This window comes from Enterococcus sp. SB12, from assembly GCF_030910025.2.
In the GTDB taxonomy this organism is placed as follows: Bacteria; Bacillota; Bacilli; order Lactobacillales; family Enterococcaceae; genus Enterococcus_B; species Enterococcus_B faecium.
In genome coordinates this window covers 1,355,179-1,371,687 of record NZ_CP175675.1, presented here as the reverse complement: position 1 = coordinate 1,371,687, position 16,509 = coordinate 1,355,179, and the positions used below count along the sequence as shown (strand labels likewise).

Genomic DNA, 16,509 nt, shown 5'->3' with positions numbered 1-16,509 from the left:
GGAGAGAGAAACATGTCGGATAAAAAAAGATTTCATAATGATGACGTGGTGTTAGATATCCACGATCGCCCAACCCCAGGACATTGGGTAGGATTAAGTTTACAACACTTGTTCACGATGTTCGGAGCAACCGTGTTAGTCCCCATCTTAGTAGGTATCGATCCAGGTATCGCGCTAGTCAGTTCAGGACTAGGTACATTGGTGTACTTATTTACTACTAAAGGAAAGATACCGGCGTACTTAGGAAGCAGTTTCGCTTTCATTGCGGCGATGCAGCTTTTGATGAAAACAGATGGTTATCCAGCTATTGCACAAGGAGCAGTCACAACTGGATTAGTCTATTTGATTGTTGCGCTGATCATCAAAAAGATCGGTTCATCATGGCTGGATAAAATCTTGCCTCCAATCGTCGTCGGTCCAGTCATCATGGTTATCGGGTTGGGACTTGCGGCAAATGCAGCAACAAATGCTATGTATAATCAGGGCACGTATGATTTCAAGTATATTGCTGTAGCACTGATCACATTAGGATTGACCATTTTCTTCAACATGTGGCTAAGAGGTTTTCTCGGATTGATTCCGATTTTACTAGGTATCATTAGCGGATACATCGTAGCCTTGCTGTTTGGAATCGTGGATACTAAGCCAATCGTAGACGCTGCCTGGTTTGCTGTTCCTAACTTTGAGATTCCCTTTGTACAATATGAACCAAAGCTATATCTTGGAGCAATCACAACAATGGCACCCATCGCTTTTGTGACGATGACAGAGCATATCGGCCATCTTATGGTATTGAATAAACTAACTAAACGTAATTTCTTTGAAGAACCGGGTCTTCATAAGACGTTGACAGGTGATGGGTTAGCACAAATCGTGGCAGCCTTTGTCGGAGGTCCTCCTGTAACAAGTTACGGTGAAAACATTGGTGTTCTGGCTATCACACGTGTCCATAGCGTGTTTGTGATCGGTGGAGCTGCAGTATTTGCAGTCATTTTAGGATTCGTAGGAAAATTAAGCGCTTTGATTTTAAGTATCCCTGGACCAGTCATCTCAGGAATCAGTTTTATCTTATTTGGAGTAATTGCGGCAAGTGGAATGAAGATTTTAATCGAGAACAAAATCGATTTTGATAAAAAGAAAAATCTGTTGATTGCTTCAGTTATCTTAGTAGTAGGAATTGGCGGACTCGTCTTTGAAGTAGGCACATTTACATTGTCGGCAATGGCATTAGCAACTGTACTTGGCATCATTTTAAATCTTATCTTACCAGAAACTTCACGAAGCGAAGAAAACTAAGGAGGAAACATTATGATCATCAAATCAGAACGTATCAGCTTAAAGCATTTATTGACCGTTGAGGCACTTACTGATCAAGAAGTTATGGGCTTGATCCGCAGAGGGCAGGAATTCAAGCAAGGTGCTAATTGGACTCCGCAAAAGCGCCAGTACTTTGCTACAAACCTCTTTTTCGAAAATAGTACTCGCACACATAAAAGCTTCGATGTAGCGGAGAAAAAACTAGGGCTAGAAGTGATTGAATTTGAAGCAAGCACAAGCTCTGTCCAAAAAGGGGAAACACTATACGATACAGTACTGACGATGTCAGCATTAGGCGTAGACGTAGCGGTTATCCGTCATGGTGATGAGAACTATTATGACGAACTGATACAAAGTAAAACAATCCAGTGTTCGATTATCAATGGAGGAGACGGAAGCGGACAGCATCCAACCCAATGCTTGCTTGATTTGATGACCATTTATGAAGAATTTGGTCATTTTGAAGGTCTGAAAGTTGCCATCGTAGGTGATATCACTCACTCTCGCGTAGCTAAATCCAATATGCAGATGTTAAAACGTCTAGGCGCACAAGTATTCTTCTCAGGTCCTAGAGAATGGTACGACGATGAATTCGAAGTGTACGGGCATTATATGCCATTGGATGAACTACTAGATCAAGTTGATGTCATGATGATGCTTCGGGTGCAACACGAACGCCATGATGGAAAAGAAAGTTTCTCAAAAGAAGGCTACCATCAGGAACATGGGTTAACAGTTGAGCGTGCGAAGAAGTTGCAAAAACATGCAATCATTATGCACCCAGCACCAGTTAACCGCGATGTAGAATTAGCTGATTCATTAGTGGAAGGATTACAGTCGCGGATCGTTCAGCAAATGAGCAATGGAGTATTCGTCAGAATGGCAATCTTAGAAGCAGTGCTAAATGGAAAAGCGTAATTATAGGAGGATGAAAAAATGAAAACACTCATTAAAAACGGTCAGATCAATACACGAAAAAATATGACGACACCAGCAGAAATTTGGATAGAAGATGGGCGAATCAAAGCAATCGGTACAGGATTCTCAGAAGCCGAATTTGATGAAGTGTTTGATGCAAAGGGACAATTGATCACACCTGGTTTAGTGGACGTCCATGTTCATTTGAGAGAGCCAGGATTTACATACAAGGAGACGATCGAAGCTGGGACTCGCTCAGCTGCTCGTGGCGGTTTCACTACTGTATGCGCGATGCCGAATTTAAATCCTGTACCTGATACGGCAGAAAAGCTGAGACAAGTATATGACATCATTAGAAAAGATGCAGTTGTGAAGGTATTGCAGTATGCGCCAATCACAGAAAATCTGCGAAGTGAGAAATTAGTTGATCAAGAAGCACTGATTGAAGAAGGTGCTTTTGCTTTCACAAATGACGGTGTAGGTGTCCAAACAGCTGGGACGATGTATCTGGCTATGAAAGAAGCTGCAAAAAACAATAAAGCCCTAGTAGCCCATACAGAAGATGAATCTTTATTATTTGGCGGCGTTATGCACGCTGGCAAGAAGGCAGAAGAACTTGGTCTTCCCGGGATCTTAAGCGTAACCGAGTCTTCTCAAATTGCTAGAGATCTGTTGCTAGCTGAAGCAACTGATGTTCATTACCATGTTTGCCATGTTTCTACTAAAGAAAGTGTCCGTGTAATCAGAGACGCAAAAAAAGCAGGAATCCACGTAACAGCAGAAGTTTCACCCCATCATCTTATTTTGATCGACGAAGATATTCCCGAAGATTTCGGCTTTTGGAAAATGAACCCGCCGCTAAGAGGACGGGAGGACCGAGAAGCTTTGATCGAAGGCTTGCTTGACGGTACGATCGATTGCATCGCTACAGACCATGCCCCCCATGGATTAGAAGAAAAAAGCCAAAGTTTCATGAAATCACCATTTGGTATTGTAGGAAGCGAAACAGCGTTTCAACTGATCTATACTCATTTTGTAGAAACTGGTCGATTCACGTTGGAACAAGTGATCAATTGGTTGGCAGTTAAACCGGCTGAGATTTTTGGTTTGAATGCAGGAACGCTAACGGTTGGTGCCCCCGCTGATGTGGCAGTTTTTGATATTACACAAACTTGCACGATCGATAAAGAAGACTTTTTATCAAAAGGGGAGAATACACCTTTTATCGGCTGGAAAGTAAAAGGCGAAACACAAATGACTTTTGTCAACGGAAAACTTGTGTGGCAGAAGGGAGAATAAAAGTATGGAACGTTTGCTTATATTAGAAGATGGAACAGTTTTCGAAGGAAAGGCTTTTGGTGCAGATGCTAGTGTCTTCGGAGAAATCGTTTTTACAACAAGTATGACTGGTTATCAAGAAACTATCACTGATCAAAGTTTTAACGGTCAAATCATTACATTTACCTATCCTATGGTGGGTAATTATGGGGTAAATAGAGATGATTATGAATCGATTTCTCCAACATGCAAAGGAGTAGTAGTAAAAGAACATGCACGTGTAGCTTCAAACTGGCGAAACCAAATGACGCTAGATTCATTTTTGAAACAAAAAGGAATTCCTGGAATATCAGGTATCGATACGCGCGCCCTTACTCGCAAAATCCGTGAAGTCGGAACGATGAAAGCTAGTATCGTTGATGCTGGAGATTCCTTCGAACATGCATTTGATCAGCTGAAAGCAACCGTTCTAGCAACCAATCAAGTGCAGCAAGTCTCAACTAACAAACCTTATCCAAGTCCAGGAACAGGTCGGAAAGTCATTGTCATTGACTTCGGTTTAAAACATAGTATTTTACGAGAATTGAGTAAAAGAAACTGTAACCTCACAGTACTTCCCTATAACACAGATGCCGAGACGATTTTAGCGCTATCACCAGACGGAGTCATGCTGACGAATGGACCTGGTGATCCAAAAGATGTGCCAGAAGCAATCGAAATGATCAAAAAAATCCAAGGAAAAGTACCGATTTTTGGTATTTGTCTCGGTCACCAGTTATTTGCTTTAGCCAACGGTGCAGATACCTATAAAATGAAATTCGGACATCGAGGATTAAATCACCCGGTACGAGAAGTAGCGACCGGAAGAATTGATTTTACTTCTCAAAATCATGGCTATGCAGTCGATGAAGCCACGATTGATCCAGAAAAACTCATCGTAACTCATGTAGAAGTAAATGACGGAACAGTAGAGGGAGTCAAACACAGAGATTATCCCGCTTTCAGTGTGCAGTTTCATCCAGATGCTGCCCCTGGTCCGCATGATGCACTACATTTATTTGATGAATTTATGGAAATGATGGACGCAGGAAAGGAGCAGTAAACAGATGCCGAAACGTACAGATATCAAGAAAATTATGGTGATTGGATCTGGTCCGATCATCATTGGTCAAGCCGCAGAATTTGACTACGCAGGAACACAAGCCTGCCTTGCCTTAAAAGAAGAAGGATATGAAGTGGTTTTAGTAAATTCTAATCCTGCGACGATCATGACGGATAAAAAAGTGGCAGATCAAGTATATATCGAACCGATCACACTTGAATTTGTATCAAGGATTCTTCGAAAAGAGCGTCCAGATGCTCTCCTTCCAACTTTAGGCGGACAGACAGGCCTCAATATGGCAATGGAGCTGGCAGCATCAGGTATTTTAGAAGAATTGAACATAGAACTTCTAGGAACAAAGCTTTCTGCGATCGATCAAGCAGAAGATCGTGATCTATTCAAACAGTTGATGAAAGAATTGAATCAGCCAATCCCCGAGTCTGAAATCGTCAATACAGTAGAAGAAGCTGTAGATTTTGCAAATAAAATCGGCTATCCTGTCATCGTTCGTCCAGCATTTACTTTAGGCGGAACTGGTGGAGGTATGTGTGAAAATGAAGAAGAATTACGTATCGTATCAGAAAATGGATTAAGTCTTTCCCCCGCTACCCAATGTTTGATTGAACGAAGTATTGCAGGTTTTAAAGAAATTGAATATGAAGTGATGAGAGATTCGGCTGATAATGCAATCGTTGTCTGCAATATGGAAAATTTTGACCCAGTGGGTATCCATACAGGTGATTCTATCGTATTTGCCCCTAGTCAAACATTGTCTGACCATGAATATCAAATGCTTCGTGATGCTTCTCTTTCGATTATTCGAGCACTTAAGATCGAGGGAGGCTGTAACGTCCAACTCGCTCTTGATCCACATAGTTTTAATTATTATGTGATTGAAGTCAATCCGCGTGTTTCTCGTTCATCTGCGTTAGCAAGTAAGGCGACTGGCTATCCGATCGCTAAGCTAGCTGCTAAAATAGCGCTTGGATTAACATTAGACGAAATGAAAAATCCTGTTACAGGAACGACTTTTGCAGAATTTGAACCTGCATTAGATTATGTTGTAGCTAAAATTCCTCGCTGGCCGTTTGATAAGTTTGAAAACGGAGAACGGCTTTTAGGCACGCAGATGAAAGCAACTGGTGAAGTGATGGCTATCGGTCGGAATATCGAAGAGTCTTTATTGAAAGCTGTGCGTTCTTTAGAAATCGGTACACACCATATCGAACTTCCTGAGTTGGCAGACATCACGGACGATGACCTAATCCAAAAAGTGGTTCGAGCACAAGATGATCGCCTGTTTTATGTAGCTGAAGCTATTAGAAGAGGGTACACCATAGAAGAATTAGCGGATTTGACAAAAATCGATTTATTCTTTTTAGATAAACTGTTGCATATCGTAGAAATCGAACAGCAGTTGAAACAGCAGCCGTTGGATGACAAGATATTGAAAACAGCGAAACAAAACGGTTTTACAGACAAAAAAGTGGCGGAGCTGTGGGAAATAAACGAAGAAGCCGTTCGCCAGATGAGAAAAGAAAATGATTTGATTCCTGTATATAAGATGGTTGACACTTGTGCAGCGGAATTCGAATCAAAAACACCTTATTTTTATAGTTCCTATGAATATGAAAATGAAAGTTCACGATCAGAAAAGCCCTCAGTTCTAGTACTGGGATCTGGTCCTATCCGTATCGGACAAGGGGTTGAATTTGACTATGCGACTGTGCATTCTGTCAAAGCAATCCAGCAGGCAGGATACGAAGCAATCATCATGAACAGCAATCCTGAAACAGTTTCGACTGACTTTTCTATTTCGGATAAATTATATTTTGAGCCATTGACCTTCGAAGATGTGATGAATGTGATCGAGCTAGAACAGCCGATAGGAGTAATCGTTCAATTTGGTGGTCAGACAGCAATCAACTTAGCCGAACCTTTGACTGCTGCTGGTGTAAAAATCTTAGGGACAACGATCGAAGACTTGGATCGTGCGGAAAATCGTGATTTATTCGAGCAAGCGCTGAAAGAGTTGGATATTCCTCAACCTTTAGGGGATACTGCTACAAGTAAAGAAGAAGCCGTGGTTATCGCTTCGAGAATTGGTTATCCAGTTCTTGTTCGTCCAAGCTATGTATTAGGCGGACGTGCGATGGAAATCGTTGAAAACCAGCGAGATTTAGAAGATTACATGGAACATGCCGTGAAAGCATCTCCAGAACATCCAGTACTAGTGGACCGTTACTTGCTTGGCGGTGAATGCGAAGTGGATGCGATTTGTGACGGTGAAACAGTACTCATCCCAGGGATCATGGAGCATATTGAGCGTGCTGGTGTCCATTCAGGGGATTCAATGGCTGTGTATCCACCTCAAACATTATCTGAATCGATCAAGAAAACGATCGAAGATTACACAATCCGCTTAGCATTAGGTTTGAATTGTGTCGGGATGATGAATATCCAGTTTGTCATCCATGAAAATGAGGTTTATGTGATCGAAGTCAATCCTCGAGCAAGTCGGACTGTTCCATTCTTAAGTAAGGTGACAGGAATTCCAATGGCACAAATTGCGACGAAAGCTATTTTGGGAGAGAAACTAAAGACACTTGGTTATGAAAACGGACTTTATCCAGAAACAAAAGAAGTTCATGTTAAAGCACCTGTCTTTTCTTTTACGAAATTGCAGAAAGTTGATACTTACTTAGGGCCTGAAATGAAATCGACTGGAGAAGTAATGGGATCTGACAGACAATTAGACAAAGCTTTGTACAAGGCATTCGAAGCTTCTGGATTACACTTGCCTGAATATGGAGCCGTATTATTTACGATTGCGGACGAAACAAAAGAAGAAGCACTAGAATTAGCTAAACGTTTTACAGAAATTGGCTATAGTCTGATAGGAACGAAACATACAGCTGCTTATTTCGAAAAAAATGGTCTGGTCGTTGAAACAGTAGCGAAAATTTCTGAGGAAGCAGCAGAAAAAAATGTAGTCGACTTAATAAGAGATGGTAAAACACAAGTGGTTGTCAATACGATTGATAAAGATCGGGGAAATGCTTCTAAAGACGGTTTCATCATCCGAAGAGAAGCAGTTGAACATGGTATTCCATTGTTTACTTCTTTAGACACAGCAGATGCGATCGTTCGAGTGATGGAATCCCGTGCTTTTTCAACTAACCCTATTTAACGGCGAGCACATGTTAAGACAAAAAGACGAAAAACCGTTGCAGGAGGGGACAGATGAAACAAGAAATGATGGAAATCGTTCAGCAAAAACAGCTGGCACCAAAGATTTTTGAAATGACATTGAAAGGTGATCTAGTAAAAGAAATGCAGCAACCAGGACAGTTCTTGCATATTCTCGTGCCGCGTGCAGACTTGCTATTACGCCGACCGATTAGCTTGAATCATATCGACCACGAAACAAATACTTGCCGTATCATTTATCGGGTGGAAGGTGAGGGGACTAGAGTCTTCACTACTCTTTCTGCCGGAGACCATTTAGATGTCATGGGTCCTTTAGGCAATGGTTTTGATTTGTCCAATCTTCATACAGGAGACGAAGTATTTATAATCGGTGGAGGAATCGGTGTCCCTCCTCTATATGAGTTATCAAAACAGTTAGTCGAAAAAGGAATTAAACCAACGCATTTTTTAGGTTTTGCCACACATGAAGTCGTTTATTATGAAAAAGAATTTAATCGTCTAGGAGAAACAAGAATCGCTACTGACGATGGAACATACGGTATGCACGGAAATGTCGGTAATTTATTGTTAGGAACGAAGACGGAACCTACAGCTGTTTTTGCATGTGGTTCAAACGGGTTATTGAAGACAGTGGAACAGCTGTTTTCTTCGCATCAAAATATCCAGTTATCATTAGAATCCCGCATGGCATGTGGGATAGGGGCTTGCTATGCTTGCGTTTGTCATACGCCGGAAGATGAAACAGGAACAAAAAGTGTGAAAGTTTGTGACGAAGGACCGATTTTTAAAATAGGAGAGGTAATTATATGAATGAGAATCCTTTAGCAGTCAAGCTCCCCGGTCTAGAATTAAAAAATCCTATCATGCCGGCAAGCGGCTGTTTCGGTTTTGGCAAAGAATACGGAAAATACTATGATTTGAATCAGCTTGGATCGATCATGGTCAAGGCAACGACTCCAAATGCCCGCTTTGGCAATCCCACACCAAGAGTGGCGGAAACACCATCTGGCATGTTGAATGCAATTGGTTTGCAAAATCCTGGTCTAGACGTTGTTATGCATAAACTTCTTCCAGAATTAGAGGAGTACAATGAGTTACCCATCATCGCAAATGTTGCTGGTGCTTGTGAAGAAGACTATGTAGAAGTTTGTAGCAAAATTGGCGAAGCGCCAAATGTGAAAGCAATCGAGCTGAATATTTCTTGCCCAAATGTCAAACATGGCGGAATTGCTTTTGGAACAGATCCTGATGTTGCTTTTCAATTAACACAAGCAGTAAAGAAAGTTTCTTCTGTTCCTGTCTATGTCAAATTGTCCCCAAATGTAACAGACATCGTTCCAATCGCTCAGGCAATCGAAGCTGGAGGGGCAGATGGGTTTACGATGATCAATACTCTTCTTGGTATGCGGATTGACCTTAAGACAAGAAAACCGATTTTAGCCAATCAAACAGGTGGACTCTCCGGACCAGCAATCAAGCCTGTCGCTATTCGTTTGATTCACCAAGTAGCAAGTATATCCAGCCTTCCAATCATTGGGATGGGCGGCGTGCAGACAGTGGATGATGTTCTTGAGATGTTTATGGCTGGAGCAAGTGCTGTAGCTATAGGGACCGCGAATTTCACCGATCCGTATATCTGTCCTAAACTAATTAAAGAGCTCCCTGTGCGAATGAGCGAACTAGGCATCGAAACGCTGGAAAGATTAATCAAAGAAGTGAGAGAGGAACGTGAAAGATGAATCAACTAGACCAACGACCAATTATTGCATTAGATTTTTCAACTAGGCAAGAGGTAGAAGACTTTCTTCGATTTTTCCCGAAAGAAGAAAAATTGTTTGTGAAAATCGGAATGGAATTGTTCTACCAAGAAGGACCTGAAATCGTATGTTATCTAAAAGAGGCTGGTCATAATGTATTTTTAGATCTGAAACTTCACGATATTCCGAATACGGTCGAAAAAGCAATGCGGGGATTGGCAAAGCTTGGTGTTGATCTCACCTGTGTTCATGCCGCTGGCGGTATTCGTATGATGGAGGCGGCAATGCGAGGATTAAAAGTGGGGACTCCAGAAGGTGGAAAACGTCCGCTACTTCTAGCTATCACTCAGCTTACTTCTACAAGTGAAGAAGAAATGCATGCCGATCAACTAATCGAAGTTTCTTTAGAAAAAAGTGTGATCCATTATGCTAGCTGTGCCAAAAAAGCAGGATTAGATGGTGTGGTTTCTTCTGCTTGGGAAGTAGAAGCGATCAAAGAAATGGCAGGAGACGAATTTGTTTGCTTAACTCCGGGTATAAGACCAGAAGGAACAGTCGCAGGAGATCAGACAAGAGTAGTCACACCTTCTCAGGCAAAAGAGATCGGCTCAACTTTTATCGTTATAGGTCGACCAATCACTCAGTCAACTAATCCTTATAAAGCATATCAAACGATTCAAACAGAATGGAGCTAACCTAAAATGAATGTTGAACAAAGTATCGCAAAAGACTTATTAGAAATTGAAGCAGTATTTTTAAATCCAAGTAATCCTTTTACATGGGCAAGTGGAATCAAAAGCCCAATTTACTGTGATAACCGAATCACGATGAGCTATCCAAAAGTCCGAAAAGAGATCGCAAAAGGATTAGCAAGCAAAATCAAAGAAGCTTACCCTGAAGTACAAGTGATTGCTGGAACTGCAACAGCAGGAATCCCTCATGCTGCATGGGTAGCGGAAATACTGGATTTGCCAATGGTCTATATTCGAAGTAAGGCGAAAGATCATGGGAAAGGTAACCAAATCGAAGGACGTATATTTGAAGGTCAGAAGATGGTTGTGATCGAGGATTTGATTTCTACAGGCGGAAGTGTCTTGGAAGCAGCTGAAGCAGCAAAAAGAGAAGGTGCGGATATCCTTGGTGTTGCGGCTATCTTTACGTATGAGTTGCCAAAAGGAAAAGCAAATTTCGAAAAAGCCGAAATCCCTCTTATGACGTTGACCAATTATTCTGTATTGATTGAAGCAGCTTTAGAAGATCGTTATATCGATGAGCAAGAATTAACTCTGCTAAAAGAATGGAAAAAAGATCCTGAAAATTGGCAGATTTAAGCGCGCTTGATGAAGATAGAGAAATCCGATTTGTGTCTCCAGAATCATCAATTGGAATAGCAAAAATCCAAAAACTGATTGCGAGAAGCATCTTTTCATCAGGTATGAAAAGAAACTTCTATCGTGATCAGTTTTTGATTTTTTTAAAATTCATTTTTCTAAGACTGGTTAGCAGAAAGAAGAGAATAATCTCTTCTCTTTTTTCTATTATATATAGATTTTCTCTATTTTTTGGTAAGGGAGCTGTTTCAAAAATGGTAAAGAGCGGAAATGTTGCGAATATCAGTTATTTAATGATATGATATTCGGAAAAAGAAATCTCAAAGGGAGGTAACTTTTATGGGATTGAATGAATTTATTTTAGGATTGAACAATTTAGAGACGATCACAAGGGCACCTGGATTTTTTAAATATACAGAGCATACAGTTGCAGCACATTCGTATCGTGTAGCATCTATTGCGCAAGTTCTAGGAGACATTGAAGAAGCGAATGGACAACCGATCGATTGGAAACTGCTCTATGAAAAATCATTGAATCATGACTACACAGAGCGTTTTATTGGTGATATCAAAACGCCGGTGAAATACGCAAGCAAAGAGTTAAGAGGGATGCTGCAAACAGTTGAAGAAAAGATGACGGACGAATTCATCAACCAAGAGATTCCAGCTGAGTTCCAAGAAGTTTATCGCCGTCGGTTGTTCGAAGGAAAAGATGAAACCGTAGAAGGAGAACTATTAGCCATTTCAGATAAGGTTGACCTTCTTTATGAATCTTTTGATGAAATCATCAAAAATAACCCGGAAAAAGTTTATAAGGAGATGTTCATTGAGGCAGTGACTACGATTAAAAGCTTTGAACATCGGCCTTCTGTTCAGTATTTCTTTAAAGAGATATTTCCGGAACTATTGAACCAGGAATTTTATGGAAAAGAGGCGTTTTTAGAAACCGTCTCAACGATTGTAAAGAAAGAAGAAAAATAAAAATGATATGAGATGCAGGGGGAAGTATAGTTGAAAAAGAATATGGATGTCGAATGGGGCTATTCTGGAGACAAAGGTCCGGAAAATTGGGCGAGTTTATGTGATTGGTTTGCGAGAGGTGCGGAATTTCCATTGCAGTCGCCTATTCATTTGACCAAGGGGGAAGAAACCAAAATAGAAGGAGACACGCTTTCCTTTCATTATGAAAAGCAACGGTTTACTGACAAGGAATTCAAAAACACGATTCATTTAGTACCTTTTGACCAACTCAGTTATGTAGAGTTCAAGAAAGAACGCTATTATTTGACAGATATTCATTTCCACTTGCCTTCTGAACATATCATCAACGGAAAACAGGAAGATATTGAATTTCATTTTGTTCATATGAACAGCAAAAAAGAGAATCTAGTTGTGGGTGTCATGTACCAGCTAATGGTACAGGAAGGTTGGCTGTATAATCAAGAAAATGGGGAAAGTTGGAACTTAGAAAAACATGAGCATTGGGTAAATCCGGATGTGTTCTTTCCGGAGCAAAAAAGCCATTTCCATTATATTGGCTCATTGACAACTCCGCCTACCAGCGGGCCAATCCAATGGTTTGTAATGGATCATGTAGGAAAACTGAACCAAGAGTTTCTTCTCCCCTTCGATGGTCAGTATGCTCGACCGAACAACCGACCAATCCAGCCCTTGAATGGAAGAGAAATTTATTATTTCGAGGAGTTTGAGCAATGAATATTCAGCAGATGAAATACGTGGTCGCTGTAGCAAACAATGGTAGTTTCAGAGAAGCGGCAAAGAAAATGTTTGTCTCCCAGCCAAGTCTTTCAGCTGGTATCAAAGAATTAGAAACCGAGTTAGGGATCACGCTGTTTACTCGAACGAATCGAGGGGCATATTTAACAGAAGAAGGGCAAGACTTCTTAAATCGTGCCGAGAAAATACTGGTCCAGCTTGATACATTAGAAACTCACTATCTAACGAGTGAAAAGAGAGACAATTTTTCGATTGCTGCCCAGCATTATGATTTCTTAGGTCCTTTGACCGCACAGCTACTCGAGGAATTCAAAGACGAGATCAAACAATTCCGGATCATGGAGACGACAACGGCGAGAGTGATCGAAGAAGTCAAAGAGCAGCACAGTGAGATCGGTATTATTTATATGAATGAGCATAATCAAGCTGGTATCAGAAGATATTTACAACAAGGAGAGCTAAGTGGCCGCAGCATTGGAAAATTCAAAACGCATATTTTTTTAAGGCAAGGACATCCGCTAGCTACACACGCAGAGATCACCAAAGAAGAATTGTTATCTTATCCTCAAGTTCGTTTTACACAGGATGGAAATAATTTCCCGTATTTTTATGAAGACCTTATCGAGATCCCTGATCAAGAAACAGTGATTTATACGAGTGATCGAGGGACTTTGATGAATATCGTTCTTGAAACTGATGCTTACGCTTCAGGATCTGGTATTGTGATTGGAGGGATTCGCGAGCATTTGCGGTTAATCCCTTTGGCAGAAGGCGAACTAAATGAATTTTATATCATTTATTCGGCGAAACGCCCGCTCAGTGAAATCGCTCAAAGATTTATCAAAGAGCTTATTCGGTTACTGAACCAGCAGAGCTAAGAAAAGCAGATGAGAACGCTGTTTGTTGAACACCGTTAATCAAAAAAGAGGGGTTGTGACAGAATTTTGTCACAACTCCTCTTTTTGTAGCAAACAATTTATAACTAATTGCTGTTGTGGGAAAGTACGCAAATATGATTCTAGAAACACTCATTGATTACCTGTTTTGTTTCATAGCTGTAATTTTTCTTCTTCTGGTGTCACGATAATCGTCTTTTGGTTTTCATAAATAACATAACCAGGCTTGGCGCCATTTGGTTTTCGGATATGCTTTACCTGTACAAGATCAACCGGCACTTGGGCAGAGTATCGGTATTTTGAAAAATAGGCAGCTAACTCGGCAGCTTCTGTAATTGTTTCATCTGAGGGCTTGTCACTTTTAATGATGACGTGCGAACCGGGTATATTTTTTGCATGAAGCCAATAGTCGGTTTTTTTAGCTGTCTTCATTGTCAGCTGGTCATTTTGAAGATTGTTTTTACCAACAAGAATGAGCGTTCCATCAGAAGAAAAGTATTGATCAGGCTGAGATGGTTTCTTACGTTTTTGTTTTTTTAAGTTCTTCTTTTTCAGGTATCCTTCTGAAGTCAATTCTTCTTTGATTGCTTCGATATCCATTGGGCCGGCAATTTCCAGTTGAGATAAGACAGATTCAAGATATTGGATTTCATCTTTGGCTTCTTGGATTTGTTCGCCAATCAGCTTAACAGCGTTCTTCAGCTTTTGGTAACGATGGAAATATTTCTGTGCATTTTGATTTGGTGTCAATGCCGGATCTAGTGCTATTTTGATTGGCCGATCTTCTTCATAATAATTAGGTAAAACAACTTCTTTTGCGCCGCGTGGTACTTGTGTCAGAAAAGTAGTAAGTAGTTCGCCATCTCTACGGTAATTCTCAGCGTTTTCGGATTCTTTGAGTGTTTGTTCACGTTTTTTCAATTTATTTTTATTTCGTTTTAGTTCATTTTCGATTTTTCGAATCAGTTCTCCGCCTTGTTGTTTTGCCCGATCTTTCTCTGCTTTTTCGTGATAATAGCTATCTAATAATTGACTGAGTGTTGGATAAGCTGTTACAGCAGATGCCTGTTCGGACAATACCTGATAAGCAATCGGTGTGAAAAAATCTTTATTTTCCGTTTCGTAAAAAGTAGGAATAGGCTGATGGCTGATGGCTGAGAAAAATTCGTCCCATACAACCATCTTTTCATTAGGACGTTCCAGTAATCTTTTGGTCAGCTCTTGAGCGGTATCGAAACCGATTCCCTGAAACTGACGTTGGATTGCTTTTGGCTCTAGTTCAGTTTGGGAAAGCCGCTGAAAGATTTTTTCTTTCTCGGAGCTAAATGGGTTCAAGACCTCTTGTTTTGGCGGAGCAACATATTCTACACCAGGAAGCAAAGAACGATAAGTGTTTTGAGAGCTTCCAATGTGTTTGATCGCATCCAGTATTTTTCCAGTTTCTCGATTAACTAAGACGATCGTACTATGACGTCCCATTAATTCAACGATCAATATGATATTTTGTAGATCACCCAACTCGTTTCGTTTAGTAAAGTGGAAATGGATCACTCGATCATTTTCGATTTGTTCGATGTCTTCTAAAATAGCGCCATCCAAATATTTTCGAAGCATCATCACGAAGTTAGGCGGATTATCAGGATTCTGATAATCGATTTGGGTAATCTGTACACGAGCATAACTTGGGTGCGCAGATAATAATAATGGATGGTTTTTGCCGCGTGAACGAATCACCAGCACGATTTCATTTTCATAAGGCTGATGGATTTTCGAGATCCGGCCAGATAGTAACGTTTCACGCAATTCGTTGACCATCGCGTGGGTAAATACACCATCAAAGGACATGGTTCATTCCTCATTTCTTTTCATAAGTATATTCATTATAACGAAAAAAAGAAGAAAAACCAATTTGGCCGAATAGTAAAGCAAAAGTCTAGAAAAATCTTGGACTAATTACATAAAAAACAGTGTTTCTATCGTTGAAATCCAAATTTTTAGGTATAATAAAAAATAGGAGAAAAAGTAGAAAAGAAGGTGTTTGTTATTTGGGAAGTAGTTAAATCGAGAGTACAAGAAATGAATGAACATTTCTCAGTGTCATTCGCAGAAAATCCAAGTAAGTATTTTCGACGTCTTGTTTTTCTGCTCATCTTATCATTGCTGTTAACAGTTGCAATGTTTTTATTGCCGGAAAAAATCCGAGAAGAGCAAGTAAATAGTCTCGTTTATTCGTCCATACCAACCAGCAAATTGAAACCTTTTGATTACAGCAAAGCTGATCAGAAAATCAAACAAAGCCGGGCGATATCGGTGATGTTCAGCAAACCGAACGGGAAAACCTATCAGGACATGCTTGATGTTTTTAATGATCCTGATCTTATGGAAGAATTGAATCGACCGATCTTTTATTATCCGATCGTTTATGATGTACATGAACTGGAACAAAAATATAACATACGAACGGATGAAGTGACATTTATTTTCTTTGATGGAGGAAAAGAAGCAAATCGGATAACTGCGGGTAAGGGAGGAATAACTGATTTTGATAAGGAGTTGATCCCTGAACTGAATCGACTTCCGTTAGCCAATATCAAACAATTAGAAGAAGAATTGGATAGAACGGGAGTAACTTCCCAAAATTCCGAGATTGCTAATTGAGACATTGGCGCGATGAAACGGTGGGTCTATATAGCGCTATTTTTAATTATCAGAACAAGTGATGTTTGATCTTCAAAATAACAAATAAAAAATTAAAAAATATAGTTGACGAAATTCAAAAATTCGATTAGACTTAAATCAATTCTTAAGGAAAGGGTGACCTGTAATGAACTTATCAAAACGTATTTCAGCAGAAAACAAAAAAAATTGGCGCAGCTGGCGTAGATAAGTTGTATTAATGGTGAGACTTTCCCATAGATACAACTTTTTAGAGTGCATTTCTAAAGCTTGTATCTATGCTAGAC

15 protein-coding genes are annotated in these 16,509 nt (G+C 40.3%); 14 read left to right on the top strand and 1 reads right to left on the bottom strand.

The window, feature by feature from the left end:
• Positions 1 to 12: 12 nt before the first annotated feature.
• Genes RBL01_RS06765 through RBL01_RS06705 form a run of 13 tightly spaced genes read left to right on the top strand, consistent with a single transcriptional unit; the run spans position 13 to position 13,528 of the window.
• Entirely contained in the window at positions 13 to 1,296 is a 1,284-nt protein-coding gene (locus RBL01_RS06765; protein ID WP_002327047.1) for a solute carrier family 23 protein, read from the top strand.
• A gap of 12 nt (positions 1,297 to 1,308) precedes the next feature.
• Positions 1,309 to 2,235: an aspartate carbamoyltransferase catalytic subunit gene (locus tag RBL01_RS06760; RefSeq protein ID WP_002288872.1), complete on the top strand. Its 927-nt coding sequence runs from the start codon at positions 1,309 to 1,311 to the stop codon at positions 2,233 to 2,235.
• A gap of 18 nt (positions 2,236 to 2,253) precedes the next feature.
• Positions 2,254 to 3,534 (top strand): dihydroorotase, encoded by a 1,281-nt coding sequence (locus RBL01_RS06755; protein ID WP_002327046.1) that lies wholly within the window; start codon positions 2,254 to 2,256, stop codon positions 3,532 to 3,534.
• Between the two features lie 4 nt (positions 3,535 to 3,538).
• On the top strand, positions 3,539 to 4,615 hold the full coding sequence (locus RBL01_RS06750) for a carbamoyl phosphate synthase small subunit (RefSeq protein ID WP_002288877.1): 1,077 nt from the start codon (positions 3,539 to 3,541) through the stop codon (positions 4,613 to 4,615).
• A gap of 4 nt (positions 4,616 to 4,619) precedes the next feature.
• Positions 4,620 to 7,805: a carbamoyl-phosphate synthase large subunit gene (gene carB, locus RBL01_RS06745; protein ID WP_002318757.1), complete on the top strand. Its 3,186-nt coding sequence runs from the start codon at positions 4,620 to 4,622 to the stop codon at positions 7,803 to 7,805.
• A gap of 53 nt (positions 7,806 to 7,858) precedes the next feature.
• Positions 7,859 to 8,635, top strand: coding sequence for a dihydroorotate dehydrogenase electron transfer subunit (locus RBL01_RS06740; RefSeq protein WP_307780888.1), 777 nt, complete (start codon positions 7,859 to 7,861; stop codon positions 8,633 to 8,635).
• Positions 8,632 to 9,564 (top strand): dihydroorotate dehydrogenase, encoded by a 933-nt coding sequence (locus RBL01_RS06735; RefSeq protein ID WP_002318759.1) that lies wholly within the window; start codon positions 8,632 to 8,634, stop codon positions 9,562 to 9,564. Before RBL01_RS06740 ends, RBL01_RS06735 begins: the two co-directional genes overlap by 4 nt.
• Positions 9,561 to 10,277: an orotidine-5'-phosphate decarboxylase gene (gene pyrF / locus RBL01_RS06730; RefSeq protein ID WP_072538457.1), complete on the top strand. Its 717-nt coding sequence runs from the start codon at positions 9,561 to 9,563 to the stop codon at positions 10,275 to 10,277. Before RBL01_RS06735 ends, pyrF begins: the two co-directional genes overlap by 4 nt.
• 6 nt (positions 10,278 to 10,283) lie before the next feature.
• On the top strand, positions 10,284 to 10,913 hold the full coding sequence (pyrE, locus tag RBL01_RS06725) for an orotate phosphoribosyltransferase (protein WP_002288884.1): 630 nt from the start codon (positions 10,284 to 10,286) through the stop codon (positions 10,911 to 10,913).
• Positions 10,901 to 11,215 carry a hypothetical protein gene (locus RBL01_RS06720; protein WP_002288892.1) on the top strand — a complete coding sequence of 105 codons (315 nt, stop codon included), beginning with the start codon at positions 10,901 to 10,903 and terminating at the stop codon, positions 11,213 to 11,215. Before pyrE ends, RBL01_RS06720 begins: the two co-directional genes overlap by 13 nt.
• 37 nt (positions 11,216 to 11,252) lie before the next feature.
• Positions 11,253 to 11,894 (top strand): YfbR-like 5'-deoxynucleotidase, encoded by a 642-nt coding sequence (locus tag RBL01_RS06715; protein WP_002288886.1) that lies wholly within the window; start codon positions 11,253 to 11,255, stop codon positions 11,892 to 11,894.
• Between the two features lie 42 nt (positions 11,895 to 11,936).
• Complete coding sequence (locus RBL01_RS06710) at positions 11,937 to 12,629, top strand: carbonic anhydrase family protein (protein WP_002376854.1); 693 nt, start codon at positions 11,937 to 11,939, stop codon at positions 12,627 to 12,629.
• Positions 12,626 to 13,528, top strand: a complete 903-nt coding sequence (locus RBL01_RS06705; RefSeq protein WP_002327919.1) for a LysR family transcriptional regulator — start codon at positions 12,626 to 12,628, stop codon at positions 13,526 to 13,528. The genes RBL01_RS06710 and RBL01_RS06705 overlap by 4 nt, the downstream gene beginning before the upstream one ends.
• A gap of 171 nt (positions 13,529 to 13,699) precedes the next feature.
• Here RBL01_RS06705 and efbA read toward each other — a convergent pair whose 3' ends face one another.
• Positions 13,700 to 15,391, bottom strand: a complete 1,692-nt coding sequence (efbA, locus tag RBL01_RS06700) for a fibronectin-binding protein EfbA (RefSeq protein ID WP_307780889.1) — start codon at positions 15,389 to 15,391, stop codon at positions 13,700 to 13,702.
• Positions 15,392 to 15,580: 189 nt separating this feature from the next.
• On the opposite strand from efbA, the gene RBL01_RS06695 reads away from it, so the two are divergent.
• Entirely contained in the window at positions 15,581 to 16,204 is a 624-nt protein-coding gene (locus RBL01_RS06695; RefSeq protein ID WP_002327917.1) for a hypothetical protein, read from the top strand.
• Positions 16,205 to 16,509 lie beyond the last annotated feature (305 nt).